This is a genomic window from Roseibium sp., from assembly GCF_025698965.1.
Taxonomy (GTDB): Bacteria; Pseudomonadota; Alphaproteobacteria; order Rhizobiales; family Stappiaceae; genus Roseibium.
This window is the reverse complement of record NZ_JAILWL010000112.1, coordinates 1-14827: the sequence shown is the minus strand read 5'-3', so window position 1 is coordinate 14827 and position 14827 is coordinate 1. Positions and strand designations below refer to the sequence as shown.

The 14827-nt window shown below is 57.1% G+C and carries 14 protein-coding genes; 6 read left to right on the top strand and 8 right to left on the bottom strand.

The window, feature by feature from the left end; genetic code table 11:
* Positions 1-474 (top strand): cytochrome b/b6 domain-containing protein (locus K5905_RS11335; RefSeq protein ID WP_297583728.1); only part of this gene is annotated, 474 nt, incomplete at its 5' end.
* A 77-nt stretch (positions 475-551) separates the two neighbouring features.
* On the opposite strand, the gene K5905_RS11330 is transcribed toward K5905_RS11335, so the two are convergent.
* Both K5905_RS11330 and K5905_RS11325 read right to left on the bottom strand, forming a co-directional pair.
* A complete protein-coding gene (locus tag K5905_RS11330; protein WP_297583726.1) occupies positions 552-2444 on the bottom strand; it encodes a methyl-accepting chemotaxis protein in 1893 nt (630 codons plus the stop codon).
* Positions 2445-2644: 200 nt separating this feature from the next.
* On the bottom strand, positions 2645-4864 hold the full coding sequence (locus K5905_RS11325; protein ID WP_297583724.1) for an esterase-like activity of phytase family protein: 2220 nt from the start codon (positions 4862-4864) through the stop codon (positions 2645-2647).
* Between the two features lie 226 nt (positions 4865-5090).
* On the opposite strand from K5905_RS11325, the gene K5905_RS11320 reads away from it, so the two are divergent.
* A complete protein-coding gene (locus K5905_RS11320) occupies positions 5091-6296 on the top strand; it encodes a multidrug effflux MFS transporter (protein ID WP_297583721.1) in 1206 nt (401 codons plus the stop codon).
* A gap of 224 nt (positions 6297-6520) precedes the next feature.
* Here the strand turns inward: K5905_RS11320 and K5905_RS11315 are convergent, their stop codons facing one another.
* A complete protein-coding gene (locus K5905_RS11315) occupies positions 6521-7030 on the bottom strand; it encodes an arsenate reductase ArsC (RefSeq protein WP_297583719.1) in 510 nt (169 codons plus the stop codon).
* Positions 7031-7268: 238 nt separating this feature from the next.
* Here K5905_RS11315 and K5905_RS11310 point away from each other — a divergent pair, with 238 nt between their 5' ends.
* The 4 genes from K5905_RS11310 (at position 7269) to K5905_RS11295 (ending at position 10265) form a co-directional block, all read left to right on the top strand.
* Positions 7269-7406 carry a hypothetical protein gene (locus K5905_RS11310; protein WP_297583718.1) on the top strand — a complete coding sequence of 46 codons (138 nt, stop codon included), beginning with the start codon at positions 7269-7271 and terminating at the stop codon, positions 7404-7406.
* Positions 7407-7516: 110 nt separating this feature from the next.
* The gene (locus K5905_RS11305) at positions 7517-8551 is read left to right on the top strand and encodes an aspartate-semialdehyde dehydrogenase (RefSeq protein WP_297583716.1); all 1035 of its coding nucleotides are present in this window, start codon (positions 7517-7519) and stop codon (positions 8549-8551) included.
* 74 nt (positions 8552-8625) lie between these two features.
* Positions 8626-9366 carry a TenA family protein gene (locus K5905_RS11300; RefSeq protein ID WP_297583714.1) on the top strand — a complete coding sequence of 247 codons (741 nt, stop codon included), beginning with the start codon at positions 8626-8628 and terminating at the stop codon, positions 9364-9366.
* Positions 9367-9371: 5 nt separating this feature from the next.
* Complete coding sequence (locus K5905_RS11295; protein WP_297583713.1) at positions 9372-10265, top strand: DMT family transporter; 894 nt, start codon at positions 9372-9374, stop codon at positions 10263-10265.
* A gap of 11 nt (positions 10266-10276) precedes the next feature.
* Here the strand turns inward: K5905_RS11295 and K5905_RS11290 are convergent, their stop codons facing one another.
* From K5905_RS11290 to K5905_RS11270, 5 genes are all read right to left on the bottom strand, one after another.
* A complete protein-coding gene (locus K5905_RS11290) occupies positions 10277-11260 on the bottom strand; it encodes a LacI family DNA-binding transcriptional regulator (protein ID WP_297583711.1) in 984 nt (327 codons plus the stop codon).
* A 76-nt stretch (positions 11261-11336) separates the two neighbouring features.
* On the bottom strand, positions 11337-12263 hold the full coding sequence (rbsK, locus tag K5905_RS11285; protein ID WP_297583709.1) for a ribokinase: 927 nt from the start codon (positions 12261-12263) through the stop codon (positions 11337-11339).
* On the bottom strand, positions 12260-12670 hold the full coding sequence (rbsD, locus tag K5905_RS11280) for a D-ribose pyranase (protein ID WP_297583707.1): 411 nt from the start codon (positions 12668-12670) through the stop codon (positions 12260-12262). The genes rbsK and rbsD overlap by 4 nt, the downstream gene beginning before the upstream one ends.
* Complete coding sequence (locus K5905_RS11275) at positions 12667-13665, bottom strand: ABC transporter permease (protein WP_297583705.1); 999 nt, start codon at positions 13663-13665, stop codon at positions 12667-12669. Before K5905_RS11275 ends, rbsD begins: the two co-directional genes overlap by 4 nt.
* Positions 13665-14827, bottom strand: a 1163-nt coding sequence (locus K5905_RS11270; protein WP_297583703.1) for a sugar ABC transporter ATP-binding protein, incomplete at its 5' end; no start/stop codon positions are given. The genes K5905_RS11275 and K5905_RS11270, both read right to left, overlap by 1 nt.

Genomic DNA, 14827 nt, shown 5'->3' with positions numbered 1-14827 from the left:
AGTTTGCATTGGCTGATAGCGTTCTGCGTTCTGGCAGCCCTGGCATCAGGATATGCCGCAACCCGCCCATCGGATTTTGCAATTTCCGTTCTCCAAGTGCATCTGGTCTTCGGGCTCTCGGCAGGCCTGTTCTCGCTGATCCGCATTCTGATCTGGCTTGCCAAAGGCCCACCGCCACCGGTTTTTCATGCCAGCTCCCGGTTTCAATCCCTCGCCAGTGGTCTGGTACATGGACTCCTTCGGTTGCTGCCCCTGGTTCTTCTGGCCAGCGGACTTGGCATGGTTGTCTTGTCCGGTTCTTTGAGCGCTATTTCAAACGGAACCTTGCCGAACCTGACAGGGTTTACCGACCTTCCACCACGCAACCTCCACCATGCAGCTGCGCTGACCCTGCTCTTTTTGACGGGACTGCACATTGCAGCGGCGCTCTGGCACCGGTCACGAAAATCCGCTCATGCACCCGGATCGACCTGACCACGGTCAGCCTGAAAAGAAAGACCCGGCGGCAGGTCGCCCCGGGTCTTCAGGAACTCGCAACAACCGAAGATGCCTTATGCGGCCGCAACCTCCTCAAGGAACTCGCGAACTTCTTCGCGCAAATCCTCGGTTCTTCTGACGACATCACCAGTCCGGCTTCCCATGTCGGCCGCCGCATGACTGGACTGTTCGGCAATCGCCTCGACACCTGCCATGTCCTCAACCACGGACCGCGTCTGCTCCGCTGCCTGCAGGACGTTACCCTTGATATCCTCCGTGGACTGCCGCCGGGTCTCCAGATCCGCCGCGATTTGCGTCGTATGGTCAGTAACTTCCCCGATATCGGAAATGATCTTCTGGATCGCATCGACAACTCGGGTCGTGCGTTCCTGAACGCGAGAAACCTGCTCGGTGATCTGATCCGTGGCCGATGCAGTCTGCCCGGCGAGAGTCTTGACTTCACCGGCGACGACTTCAAAACCTTTCCCTGCTTCACCTGCTCGCGCTGCTTCAATAGTTGCATTCAGGGCAAGCAGATTGGTCTGGTCAGCAATTGCATTGATGATCAGAACGATGTCGCCAATGGCGTTGGAGATTTCAGACAGGCTTTCGATTTCAGCGTTCGCAGCCGTCGCGTTGCGATTCGCGGCCTGTGCGATATCCGTGGCGTCATGCGCCTGCCGGCTGATTGCCGCGATATCGTTCGCGAGAATTTCGGCTGCATTCGCGACTGCGTCTACATTTCCGGACGCTCCGGAAGAAGCAGCTGCTGTGTCGCGAGCTTTTTGATCCGCGTTTTCGGCGACATTCTTCAAGGCGCCCGAGGTGTTTTGCATGTCCCCAAGAGCATCATCAACATCACTCAGCATTTCGGTCATGCGTGCCTTGAAAGCCTCGATCAGGAGATCGATTTTCTGCTGGCGATCAGCCGCTGCCTGCCCCTGTTGCCGCTGGCGCTCCTTGGTGAGCTCCACGGTCCTGTCGCGGTAATAACCGACGGCACGCGCAATGTCCGAAATCTCGGTATGTCCATAGGAAAATGGCAGGTCTTCATCAACGCCATCTGAATCTGCCAGGTTCCGGATTCCGCGGTTCAGGGAGTTGATGCAATAAAGAATGGAACGCCCGGAATACCAGGATGTTCCGAAAGCAATCAGAATGACCGCCCCCAGACCGACCGCAACGCCCCACATGCGCACGCGCAGATCAAAGACCATCGAGCGCAATTGCGCTTCAAGTTCGCTCTGGCTGACCTTGTGCAACCCGCCTACTGCGACCAGGAACGCTGCATACCGGTCACGCACAGGCTGCAGGTCCAACAAGGTTCCGTCCGCCCCCTGCCCGACTTTCGAGGCAATCTTGGAAAGCGCGCCTTGTAGAGACCCATTCGCCTGCCGATAGGCCTTGGCTGCCTTGCTGAAGGGTGTCTCCTGTCCTTCGGCAACAGCACCTGGACCGGTTTTGGATATGGAACTGATCTGATCGGCCAGAACCTTGAACTGTCCCGCACCGACAAGAACCGACATGGAATCGAAGTGACTGAGTTCGGTTTTACCGGCGACATTCTCAATGTTTCGCGTGACCGCCTGAGTGCGTACAACCAGATCCGACAATTGCCCGGACACCAGCTCTGCAAGCAGATTGGTGGTTTGAGCTGTATTTGCGGCAAGACCAGCTTCATCGCCGATACATGCAATCATCCCGTGCGCCTGAGACAGTATCTTGGATGGTGTATCAGCCGTCTTTTCAGGAGCGCATTCTGGATAGCTGGTCAATGCAGTCGGAGCCACGGCACCTTGCTTCATGATGCCTGCGTCCCAAACCGCAACCAGAGATGACAGGCTGTCCAGCTTTGCCGTGTCCCGCGCCAGGTCCTTGTAGGCCGACAGGATGATCCAACCGGCACAAAGCACGATCGGCACCGTCAGAACGATGACAAGGACAAGCAGTCTTTTTCGGATTGTCATGGAGAAACTCGCGAATCACCTTGGAACTGATTGGCAAGAAAACTACGGTGAAATTACCAATAAATTCGAAACGCGCGAAATTGCCGATTTGCGCCGGTTTTCATGGTTCACCACCGATTTTGACTTTCCATGTAAAGAAAGACCCGGCAGCCAGAGACTGCCGGGTCCATGATCAGGACTTGGAAAAATGAGAAATCCGATTAGTTCAGTCGGCTTGCCGGACCGAGATCGATCAGCTGTGTCTCGCCTGGAGCATCGTCAACCCCGTCATTGTCCGTCATCAGGATCAAGCGCCCATCGGAAGTGATGGTCAGACCTTCCGGCTTGTCGAGGATCCAGCCTTTGCCCTGTGCCATTGCCGGCAGAACATCCATTGCAAAGCGCTTGCTCAGAACCGGCAAGGTGTCGCCATGAGCAGCCGGGATCACACCTTCAAGGGAAACAACGGTGATCTGCTTGATCGCGGCGTCTTCACCACCCTTGTTATCGCGCTCCAGGACTGCGAAATTTCCGTCACCCATGGACACGATCTCCGAAAGGCCAACCCAACCACCGGCAGCACTTTTCGGCGCGTCGAGCGGATAGTGGACAAAGCCCCAGGATTTTTTGGCCGGATCATAGATGCCGATCTTGGTGAGGCCGTCCGGATCGTCATTCCATTCTCGCTGAACCGCGACTGCCACCATCGGCTTGCCATTCATTTCGAATTCCGCCACGCCTTCGAACGAGAACCGCCTGGCCTGATCGATCAGGCTTTGCGGCAGGGAGATTTCTTCCTCAACTGCACCCGACGCGTCCACTTTCAAAAGCAGATGGCCGCGCTCCTTCTCCGGATGACCTTCAGACGCCAGCCAGAAGCCACCGTCCTTGGCGATGGAAATGCCTTCCAGGTCGAGTAGCTCCTGATTTGCACCTGTCACATTGACATAGGAAACGATTTTCGCCGGAGTAGTGGAGATATCGAGCGTGTAGATCCGGGCAGCCTCATAGAAGCTGTCATTGACCGCATAGAGTCTTGTCGGGTCGTTCGGGTCTGCCGCCAGAGCGGACAGAGCCCCCCAGCCGATCGGAGCCCCTTTTTCCGGATCAACCTGGGAAACCACCGACGGATAGGACGGAGCTTTGGCACCGAACTGATAAAGACCGATATGGGAGCGAATGCCCTCCTCGGCATCATCCACTTCGTTGGCGACGACAAACAAATCACGGCTCGGGATCGCCAGCAGACCTTCCGGACCGACATGTGTCGGCAGAAACTGAAGAAATTCAGGTTCGCCGCCGGTATCTTTGTAAACTGCTACGAAGTTACCGCGCTCGGAGTTGACGAAGATCAGCGTCTCGCCGCCAAATTTACCGACGGCAACACCTTCCGGCTCGGTGCCTTTCTTGTGCGCGCGTTTCGCGGGGTAATGACCATGGGACATGCCCAAATGTTCCATTTGATTGCCGCTGTCGAACAGGACATCACCATTGGTGTTCCAGATGGTAAAACCACGTGACCCCCCTTCGTAGTCGCCTTCATTGGCTGTTACAAAGCGCTCATCGTCGATCCATGCAACTGCATCCGGCTCACGCGGGACGTTTTCGCTGCTGCCGGATGCATCGCTCATCCTGGCTTTTTTGACCGGTACGTTTTCTGCGGTGGCGGCACCGGCGGAGAAGTTGGCAGTCACCTCACCGGAAGCAAGGTCGACGATGGCAAGATGATTGTTCTCCTGAAGGGTCACAACGGCCTGGTTCCTGGAGTTGATGGATACAAACTCCGGCTCCGGATCAGTCGGCGCAACCTCTGCGAAGCCGGTCATGTCGACAATGCGAACGGCGTCGCAATTGGTTGGTACGCCGTTTTCGTCCAGATCGAAGATCGCCAGGTGACCCGCAGGCATCTGCGGTATGGCACCGTCGTTCAGGTCTTCGTCGCGCTCGTTTTCAATCGCGATCGCGACGAACTTGCCATCCGGAGAAATCGCCACGCTGTCCGGCTGGCCCTTGGCGTCGCATTTCGCTGAAATTCCAAGGTCGTCCAGGGCGATCACTGCCAGATGGCCGGTCGCATTGACGTAGTCTTCGCTGGTATTGACACCCGCGTAGGCAGCCTTGGCGCCAACGGCAACGGATGTCGGCTCACCACCGAGATCGATGCGGCCAAGCGGCTGAAGGTTCAGGGGGTTGCCCGCATTGACGAAAACGATTGCTTCACCCGGACTGTCTGTGAACGCCAGTGTCCGGCCGTCTTTCGAGGCATAGATGATTTCGGCAACAGTTTCGGTTGCCTTGTCTGCGCCTTCCGGCAGGGTCTTGTAGACAGGATATGTGTTCAGACGTTCGAAATAGTCCGCCTCAGCCGCCGAAACAGCTCCGAAACCAAACAGAACGGCGAGGCTGACACCTTTAAGCAATCGCCCGCGAATATTTGTCATTGCACTAGCTCCCATGTCTTTCGGGTTGTGGTGGCGGCAAGCTAGTGAGGCTCATTGCAATATCGGTGACACTTGCATGAAGGTTCCGTGACACCTTCACGAATAAAATATGCAGCCCCGAAATGCGGCAGGGTCTTTAAAAAAGCTGGACAAGGCCCCAAATTTCACCCACGTTCGGTGTTCAAACATCTTTCTCGCGTATTGCGCGAACTTATCGGATATTCTTATGCAGATCGGTTTTGTCCGCTCCGCCATTGTGCTGGGGCTTCTTGCTGTTGTGGGTCCTTTTGCGATTGACCTCTATCTGCCTGCCACGCCGCAAATCGTGCAGGACCTGAACACGGATGATGCGGGCGCTCATCTGACATTCACTGTGTATTTCATCGCCTTTGGCATCGCCCAGCTGATCTACGGTCCTATTGCCGATTCCTATGGCCGCAAGCCGCCTATTTTCGTGGGACTGGTGGTCTTTATTGTCGGCTCGATCATGTGCGCCCTGGCCAACGACATCACCGCACTGACATGGGGCCGTTTCGTGCAAGCGCTCGGCGCTGCCGCGCCGATGGTCATCGTGCGTGCGGTCGTCAGAGACCTGCATACCGGAACTGCGGCAACACGGCTGATGGCCCTTGTGATGCTCGTTATCAGCATCTCGCCCCTTCTGGCACCGCTGACCGGGAGTTTCATCATTTCCTTTGCCAGCTGGCGGATGATCTTTGGCGCGCTCGCCTTGATTGCGCTGCTTGCCATGGTCCTGACAGCGCTGCAATTGCCAGAAACACTACCCCGCGAACAGCGCGGCCGGCTCGACCCATCCGCCCTGATCCGCAGCGCGCTCTTTCTGTCACGCGATGGAAAGTTCCTCGGCCTGACCTTTATCGGCGGCTTTTCGCTGGCAAGTTTCTTTGTGTTCATTGCCGCAGCCCCGATGGTCTACATGACCAGATATGAGCTGAGCCCCACCGGCTTCAGCCTGGTCTTTGCGCTCAATGCCATCGGTTTCTTCACCTCGTCGCAGTTCGCCGCGGGACTGGGCCAGAAATACGGCATGGCGCGTGTCGCCTTCTGGGCGGTCTCCGGTTTTGCAGCGGCCACATCGCTGCTCTTCACCCTGGTCTGGTTCGGGATCGATGATCTGCCTGTCCTGATGGCACTGTTCTTTCTGGGGAACACCTGCCTGGGTCTGGTCATTGCACCAACCATGGTCATGGCGCTGGAAGAACATGGAGAACATGCCGGCATGGCATCTTCCCTCGGCGGCACCTTCCAGATGGTTGCCGGAGGTGTGATGATCCTGATCTGCAGCCCGTTCTTCGACCGGACACCGCTCCCGCTTGTCGGCGCTGTGGCCGCCTGTGCGGTCACTGCATTCATCATCGGGCTGCTGACCCTGCGGCCTGAACCTCAGGGCAATGCAACAGCCAGAGGCTAATCCCCTCAGTCTCTGGCGACACTGCCGATGTCGTCCGGTTTTTCCTGCAGGGAAAGCCTGTCGAGCGACGACATCGGCAGAGCCTTGAAAGTCGCAATCCGGATGTCGGGCACCGAAATCTACAGCCGCTTGGAATGGGCTGAAATTCGCAAACCATTGCAACGAACGGCAACCTGCGTTCGCCAGGCTTCCGATCGACCTTGTGTTCAAAGACTGGTACAGACCTAATGTATTGACTGCGGCGTCATTTCTATGGAGCCCAGACTGTCACGCGAGGACAGCTGGTCCAATCGGTCAAACGGCATGTTCATGAAGGCAGATAACCGCGTGTTCAAGGTCCGATAGGTCTCTACATAAGCCATTTCCTGTTCAGGCGTGCTGCCTTGATCCTCTTTGGGATCACGGATCGGCCAAAGCGCGGTTGCCGGATGCCCAGGCCAGACCGGACAGGTCTTCTCATTCGTCTGATCACACAGCGTGAAGATGAAATCGAGCGGTGGCATCGGCGTACGGATCAGGTCCTTGAGGCTTTTTGCATGTGCAGCCTCCGCGTTGAAGTTCAATCGCTTGAGCAGCCCAATCACTTCCGGCCGAACCTGGCTTGCCGGTTCCGTTCCTGCGGAAAAAGCCCGAAAACGGCCATGCCCCTCCCGATTGACGATTGCCTCGGCAATAATGGAGCGCGCCCTGTTTCGCGTACAAAGAAAAAGGATGTTGTAGGTTTCGCCTGCCATGGTCCTTGCCCTCCCATTCAGGCTCATTGCGAAATTTCATCACGTTCGGAGTATACCACAACCTTGGCCCGCCGACTTCACACTCCGGCGATCGCATAACGTCTCGGGCAACGGGCGCGTCACTTTCAGGCAACAAAATGAAAGCCAATCAGGTATTCGTGTTGCATTCCTTATTGACTTCAGGGGATTTCCGGGCAAAAACACCGCCGTCTCAAGTTTTGACGATTGTGAGCAACCCATGTTCCGGCTGAAAGCCGACATTCTGGATATGATGTCTCAGGCCCTTGCCAGCGCAACCTTCATGCGCGGCGAGACCCGGACGGCTGCCACAACCGCATTCAAACGCACAACCAAGACAACCAAAACCACCGCTTGACGGTGCCGCTCATCCCGCCTCCCCGGGGATGGGAGGCGCCGAGAGCCGGCGACGCCCATCGAAAACCGGGCAGCTGGTGAAGCGGGGAGACGGACAAGGACTAGTCAAAAATGGGTTTTAAGATCGCAATTGCAGGCGCTACGGGCAATGTCGGCCGGGAGATGCTCTACATCCTCGCAGAGCGTGGCTTTCCGGCTGACGAAGTCGTTGCCCTCGCCTCGCGCCGCTCCCAGGGCACCGAAGTTTCATTCGGCGACAAGACGTTGAAGGTTCAGGCCATGGAGAACTATGACTTCTCCGACACCGACATCTGCCTGATGTCAGCAGGCGGTTCGATTTCCAAGGAATGGTCCCCGAAAATCGGCGCCAAGGGCTGTGTTGTCATCGATAACTCCTCTGCCTGGCGTTACGATGCCGAAGTTCCGCTGATCGTTCCGGAAGTGAATGCCGATGCCATTGCCGGTTTCACCAAGAAGAACATTATTGCAAATCCGAACTGCTCCACCGCACAGCTGGTTGTCGCCCTGAAGCCCCTGCATGATCACGCCAAGATCAAGCGCGTCGTCGTGTCGACTTACCAGTCGGTTTCCGGTGGCGGTAAGGACGCCATGGAAGAGTTGTTCAACCAGACACGCGCGGTCTTCGTCAACGACCCGATTGAGCCGGAAAAGTTCACCAAGCGCATCGCGTTCAACGTCATTCCGCACATCGACAGCTTCATGGAAGACGGCTACACCAAGGAAGAATGGAAGGTTCTGGCCGAAACCAAGAAGATGCTCGATCCGGCGATCAAGGTTACCTGCACCGCCGTTCGCGTTCCTGTTTTCATTGGTCACTCCGAAAGCGTCAATCTTGAGTTCGAAAACGAGATAACCGCTGAAGAAGCCCGCAATATCCTGCGTGAAGCACCTGGATGTCTCGTCATCGACAAGCAGGAAGACGGCGGCTACATCACGCCTTACGAAAGCGCTGGCGAAGACGCGACCTACATCTCCCGCATCCGGGAAGATGCAACGGTCGAGAACGGGCTCAATCTCTGGGTCGTTTCCGACAATCTGCGCAAGGGTGCTGCGCTAAACACCGTTCAGATTGCAGAGGTACTGGTTAATCGCGGCCTGATCTCACCAAAAAAGGCTGCGGCCTGATCCTATTCAAGCGGGCGCCGCTCGGCGCCCGTTTTCTCACCTTTTTCAGACAGTCAAGGGAGCATGGCACCGCTATGCCCACGCCATTCAACAGGTCCTTCCAGGAGTTCCTGTCAGCAACGCCAGATGCGCGCTTCACCGACTGGCTAGCGGCCCGTGCGGAACCCTTCTGGTCCAAGGCAACGGATCATCCATTCACGCGGGCCATCGGCGACGGCACCATGCCGGAGGCCGCCTATGCAAGGTATCTGATCGAGGATTACACCTTCATCACCGATCTCGCATCGACCCTTGGTTACCTAGTTGCCAAGGCACCGCGCATGCCGTCCAAAACCCGGCTTTCAGCCTTTCTTGCTCTGCTGACTTCAGAAGAAAATGACTATTTCCTGAGATCCTTCGATGCGCTTGGCGTAGAGCCTGAGACATATGAGACCGCAGCGCAGAGCCCAACCACCCGGGACTTTGCCAAGCTGCTGCTGACCTCCGCCGGCCAGGGTTCCTACGCCGACGGTCTTGCCTGCCTGCTTTGTGCGGAATGGTGTTACCTCACATGGGGGCTCCGGGAAGCACAAAAGCCACGGCCGGATGCGTTTTATCTGGCCGAATGGATCGACCTGCACGCGGTTCCCGGCTTTGAAGATTTCGTGAACTGGGTCCAAGAGGAAATGAACGGGATCGGCCCGTCTCTTGCCTTCGAAGAGCAGGAAACCGTCGCCAATCTGTTCCGGCGCATGTCCGCACTTGAATATGCGTTCTTTGAAGCCGCCTGGACGGGCGAAACCCCGGTTCTTCCGGAAGAATTTCGGCAGGCCTGAGCCATATGTTCCTCTATGAAGCAGCGGCCCTCGGCGCTGCCACTTTGTGGGCCCTGACGGGGTTGCTGTCAGCGAGCCCTGCCCAGCATCTGGGGGCGATTGCATTCAATTGCACGCGAATGGTGCTTGTTACGCTGATGCTGTGCATCTGGGTCGTCCTGACAAATGGTTGGGGTTCCATCGCAAACGACCATCTGGTGCCGCTGGTTCTTTCCGGTTTCATCGGCATCTTCATGGGTGACACGGCGCTTTTCCTGACGCTCAATCGCATGGGACCGCGCCGCACAGCAATGCTGTTTTCGCTCAACGCCCCCATGTCGGCGATCCTTGGCTGGTTTCTCCTGAGTGAAACGCTGACCGGCACGCAGATTTTCGGAATAGTGCTGACATTCCTTGGAGTTCTTCTGGCCATCCGCTTCGGCAAGCGCAAATCCCAGCTTCACAAGTGGGAAAACATCAAGGGTCCGCTCTGGATAGGCATTTTGCTCGGTATCGCGGCTGCCCTTTCCCAATCGGTCGGCTCCCTGATTGCCCGCCCGATAATGGAAACAGGTGTCGATCCGGTCGCAGCATCCAGTGTCAGGGTCGGCGTTGCCGCTCTCGGCCTCGTTGTCCTGATGCGATTGCCGTTTGGATGGGTTAAACCGGCAGGCCACTTCTCCTTACCCATTGTCGGCATCATCGCCATCTCCGGTTTTCTCGGAATGGGCCTTGGCATGACTTTGATCCTGTTCGCCCTGACCGGCGGCGAAGTCGGCATTATTGCAACTCTATCAGCCACGACGCCCGCGATCATGCTGCCAATGATGTGGTGGCGCACGAAGGAATTGCCTGCCGTGGGAGCCTGGGTCGGCGCAGGTCTTGTTATCGCGGGAAGCGCGCTCTTGTTTGCGAGCTGATCAGGCGGCGGTCACCTGGGCGCAGTCGATTCCCGTTTGACAACATTTCCAGCGATTGCCTTGTCGTCCGAGGACGTTTTTGTCTCGAAAATCTGATCGACAGCGGAAGCTGCCAGTGCTTCGATCGGCTGGCGTAGTGTCGTCAGGCGCGGCACGACAAGCGAGGCCAGAGTGATGTCATCGAAGCCGGCGACGGAAAGATCGCCTGGAACATCCAGTTTCAGGTCGCGCGCGCAACGCAGAACACCGATAGCCTGCTGATCACTGGCTGCCGCGATTGCCGTCGGCCGTTTCCCGACAGGTGTCTCACTCAGGATCTTCCGGCCGATATCTTCTCCGGAATCGTAGTCGAATTGTCCTTCATGGACGCTCAGTTCGATCGGGTCCTCGGCGGTAGACAGCATCTTAATGCGGGAAACGAACCCCTCCCGGCGGCGGCGGGCAACATCCATCGACAGGGGGCCGGCAATATAGGCAATTCGCCTGTGACCGAGTTCATAAAGGTGATCGGCAATTTTCTGGGAACCGTCATAGTGATCTGTCGCAATCAGTGGATAGGCCCCGAACCGGCGGTCGAGTGAGACGACCGGCACATCGGCTGTATCCAGGTCGCTGCCATCGGACGTTGACACGACGATCACTCCGCACACGGCGCGATCAAGCAGCGCAGCGATCTGTGTCTTCTCCGTTTCCACATCATCGTGTGAATTGGCCAGCATGACGGAATGACTCCGCTTTGCTGCTTCCATTTCGATGTTCTTGGCAAGTTGTGCAAAAAACGGGTTGGTTATGTCCGGGACGACAAGACCGATCACATCAATGCTGTTTGTGCGCAGCGCCCGGGCCGCCAGGTTGGGCTTGTACTCAAGCTCCTTCATGGCCGCTTGAACGCGCAGCTGAAGTGGTTGCTTCACTGTGTCGTTCTTGGCAAGAACGCGCGAAACAGTACCAACGGACACCCCGGCTTTCCTGGCGACGTCTTTGATTGTTGGCATTTCCGGCGTTGCTCCCCTGACCCTTCCTCAGCTCTTGAACCATTCCTGCGCCCGCCAATCAAGCGCTGCCTTAATTTCAGGCGAAGACAGGGGTGTGAAACTCTTCCAGCTCCGACAGTGTCGGCAGGGAATCCGAAGCTCCTTTTCGTGTGGTCGCCAGGGCGGCTGCACGCATGGCAAAGGCGACCGCTTCATCCATCGGATTTCCCTTGGCCAGCTGCGTCGCCAGCGCACCATTGAAACAATCGCCCGCAGCAACGGTATCGATGCTTTGGACATCAAGCGCGGGCAGGACACCGCTAGTGCCGTCAAACGACCATGCGGCGCCTTTCTCTCCCATCGTGACGATGACACCCCGCAATCCCAATCCCCGCAAGGTCTGGGCTGCCTGTTGTGCCTCTGTCAGGGTGGTTGGCTGATTGCCAACCAGAATTCCCGCCTCTTGCGCGTTCGGTGTCAGAATGTCAAAGCACGCAAAGACCTTTCGGTCCCAGGCCGGTGCTGGCGCAGGAGCCGGATCCATGACCACCAGGCGGCCGGCTTCACGCGCCAGCCGCGCAGCTTCCAGCGATGCAGGCAGACCGATCTCATTTTGCAGCAGGACGACGTCACTGTTGCGGATAGCTTCCGCGTGGAAGGCAATGAGCACCGAGGACGCAGCACTGTTTGCGCCACTGGAAAGACGGATCATGTTGTCACCGTCCGGACCGACATCGATGAAGGCGAGGCCAGTTGTTACATCGGGCACTTCGTCAACACGCACCTGGACCCCCGAATTCCGGAGATGCTCCTTCGCTTCCTGACCGAACCCATCGCTGCCAACGGCACCGATCAACGTCACATTTGCTCCAAGCCGCGAGGCAGCAACCGCCTGGTTTGCGCCTTTGCCGCCAAGGGACGAGGAGGTTTCGCGAACCTTGATGGTTTCTCCGATTTCCGGCCAGCGGTCGAGATAGCTGATCAGGTCTATATTTATGCTGCCGACGACTGTTACAGAATTCAAAACGGCACTCCGCTGATCAGAATAATGTTGGCGTAAGGCGTAACTTCACCGGTTCGGATAACTGCACGAGCCGTCGTGGAGCGGCGCTTGAAATCCGTATGTGACAGCTTCGCGACATCTATCGTCTTGTCCGTCTCGGAAGACCAGAGGTCGACTTCACATTGCATCATGGCCGACACCTCTGTGGAGGCTTCCTCAGCCCAGATCGCGCCTTCGATCACGAGCTCGGAGCGCAACGCCCGAAGCAGATCGCGAAATCCGGGGATACCGGGGGAGACCGCAAGATCAAGGACCCTCACACCTGCCGGCACCGGTAGTCCGGCGTCGGCAATGATAATTTCATCCAGATGCCCGAGAGAGGCTACCAGCTCGCTGAGATGACGGTTCAAAAGCGGTGTGCGTTTCATCTGGCTGCGTACTTTGCGCGATAGTAATCGAGAACAACGGCGACAATGATGACAACACCCGTGATCATCTGGCGCATGAAGTCGCTCAGGCCGATCAGGATCAGGCCATTTGCCAGAACTCCGATGATGAAGGCACCCAGCAGGGTTCCAATCACGGAACCACGGCCACCGCTCAAGCTGGTGCCACCAATGATGACCGCGGCAATCGCATTGAGCTCGAAACCAATGCCTGCTATCGGACTGGAGATGTTGAGACGCGCCATGTAGACAATCGCCGCAATGCCTGCAGTCAGGCCACAGATCGTGAACGCGGCAACCTTGTACCAATAGACGGAATGCCCCGCGAGACGGACGGCTTCCTCATTGTTGCCGATGCCGTAAAGCAGACGCCCGAACACCGTGAAATTAAGGACGAACCAGGCAATAAAGACCAGGAGCAACGCCACCAGAAACACGACCGGCACGCCATAGATCATTGCGGATCCGAATTCCTCAAAGGCAAAGGGAAACGAATAGATCGTTTGCGCATCGGAGACCTGAAGCGCCGCACCGCGCGCAATGTTCAACATGCCGAGCGTGATGATGAAGGACGGAAGTGACCAGTAAGCACTGATCACACCGTTCAACAGGCCGCACGCAACACCGGTCAGGGTGGCGGCAACGATGGCGAGTGCAATCGCCTCTGCCGGGCCGAAGCCTGGCAACGTGATTGCCTTGCCTGCGACGACCGCGGCAAACGCCATCACCGACCCGACCGATAGGTCGATCCCGCCGATGAGAATGACAAATGTCATGCCGACCGCAAGCACAAGATTGATGGTGATCTGGGTCAGAATGTTTGTGATGTTGTTCGGGGTTAGAAAATGTTCGGTGAAGACCGAGAAAAAGAGAATGAGTGCCAGAAGGGCAAGACCGATACCGGCGTTCTGAAGTGCGGCGCGCACGGAAAACCGTGCGGGCTTCTGCACATTTTCTGATAGGGTTTGTGTCGTCATTACTTCGGTCCTCCAGCCTGCCGGGACTGCCCGTAAGCCAGTTTCAGGATGTTTTCCTCTGAGAAATCGGAGCGTTTCAGCTCGCCCTGGATTTCGTGTTCTGCAAGCACGAGGATGCGGTCGGCCAGCGTCATCAGTTCGGGCATTTCGGAAGACACAACCAGCAGCGCGACGCCTTCGCGCGCCAACTCGTTCAAAATGGCATAGATCTCCGCTTTCGCACCGACATCGACCCCACGGGTCGGCTCATCGAGAAGCAGAACCTTCGGATTGCGCGCCAGCCACTTGGCAAGAACGACCTTTTGCTGGTTGCCACCCGAAAGGCTGGAAACAGGGTCGGAAATCCTGCCGTATTTGAGCTTCAGCCGTGCACCGCTATCGCGCGACCGCCGATTTTCTTCCGAAAATTGAAGCAGACCGGATTTCGACACGGCCCGCATATTCGCCAGGGAAACATTGGCGGCAATCGGCATGTCCAGGATCAGGCCTTCATCTTTCCTGTCCTCGGTTACGAAACCAATCCCGGCAGCAATGGCATCCCGGGGTCCGGTGAAACGGACTTCCTTGCCGTCCTGCAGAATGCGTCCCGACTGCAAGGGGTCTATTCCGAAAACGCCGCGAAGAATTTCGGTACGGCCAGCCCCGACAAGACCCGCGATTCCAACGATTTCACCGTAGCGCAGATCCAGGGAAACCCCATTTTCCTTGGGATTGGCGGCTGTACGCAGATTATCAAGACTGAGGGCAATCTCGCCCGGTTCCCTTGAGGGATCCGGCTCGTTTGTGCTTGCCGCCAGTTGACGGCCGACCATTTTCTGGACCACGCCGTCGGGTGTCGTGCTCGAAATAAGGTCCGTGGCAATGGAAACGCCATTCCTGAACACCGTGACCCGGTCACAGATGGCAAACACCTCTTCCAGGTGATGGGAGACGAAGACAACGGTAACGCCTTCCGCCTTGATCGAAGCAACGATGTCGAACAGGCGTTTGGTTTCCCGTTCGGTTAGAGTTGCCGTCGGTTCATCCAGGATCAGAATACGGCTCTTGCTTTGAAGGGCTCGCGAGATTTCGACAAGTTGCCGGTGGGCAATGCCGAGCGAGCTGACCGGTGCCTTCACATCGATATCGGTCAGGCCGATTGCGTCGAGAGCCTGTCGCGCCC

Bases quoted from the DNA above. Each gene is read 5' to 3' on its own strand.
- K5905_RS11310 (WP_297583718.1), top strand. From the start codon at position 7,269: ATGTTCCGGCTGAAAGCCGACATTCTGGATATGATGTCTCAGGCCCTT.
- K5905_RS11330 (WP_297583726.1), bottom strand. From the start codon at position 2,444: ATGACAATCCGAAAAAGACTGCTTGTCCTTGTCATCGTTCTGACGGTG.
- K5905_RS11295 (WP_297583713.1), top strand. From the start codon at position 9,372: ATGTTCCTCTATGAAGCAGCGGCCCTCGGCGCTGCCACTTTGTGGGCC.
- K5905_RS11315 (WP_297583719.1), bottom strand. From the start codon at position 7,030: ATGGCAGGCGAAACCTACAACATCCTTTTTCTTTGTACGCGAAACAGG.
- K5905_RS11325 (WP_297583724.1), bottom strand. From the start codon at position 4,864: ATGACAAATATTCGCGGGCGATTGCTTAAAGGTGTCAGCCTCGCCGTT.
- K5905_RS11305 (WP_297583716.1), top strand. From the start codon at position 7,517: ATGGGTTTTAAGATCGCAATTGCAGGCGCTACGGGCAATGTCGGCCGG.
- rbsD (WP_297583707.1), bottom strand. From the start codon at position 12,670: ATGAAACGCACACCGCTTTTGAACCGTCATCTCAGCGAGCTGGTAGCC.
- K5905_RS11300 (WP_297583714.1), top strand. From the start codon at position 8,626: ATGCCCACGCCATTCAACAGGTCCTTCCAGGAGTTCCTGTCAGCAACG.
- K5905_RS11275 (WP_297583705.1), bottom strand. From the start codon at position 13,665: ATGACGACACAAACCCTATCAGAAAATGTGCAGAAGCCCGCACGGTTT.
- K5905_RS11290 (WP_297583711.1), bottom strand. From the start codon at position 11,260: ATGCCAACAATCAAAGACGTCGCCAGGAAAGCCGGGGTGTCCGTTGGT.
- K5905_RS11320 (WP_297583721.1), top strand. From the start codon at position 5,091: ATGCAGATCGGTTTTGTCCGCTCCGCCATTGTGCTGGGGCTTCTTGCT.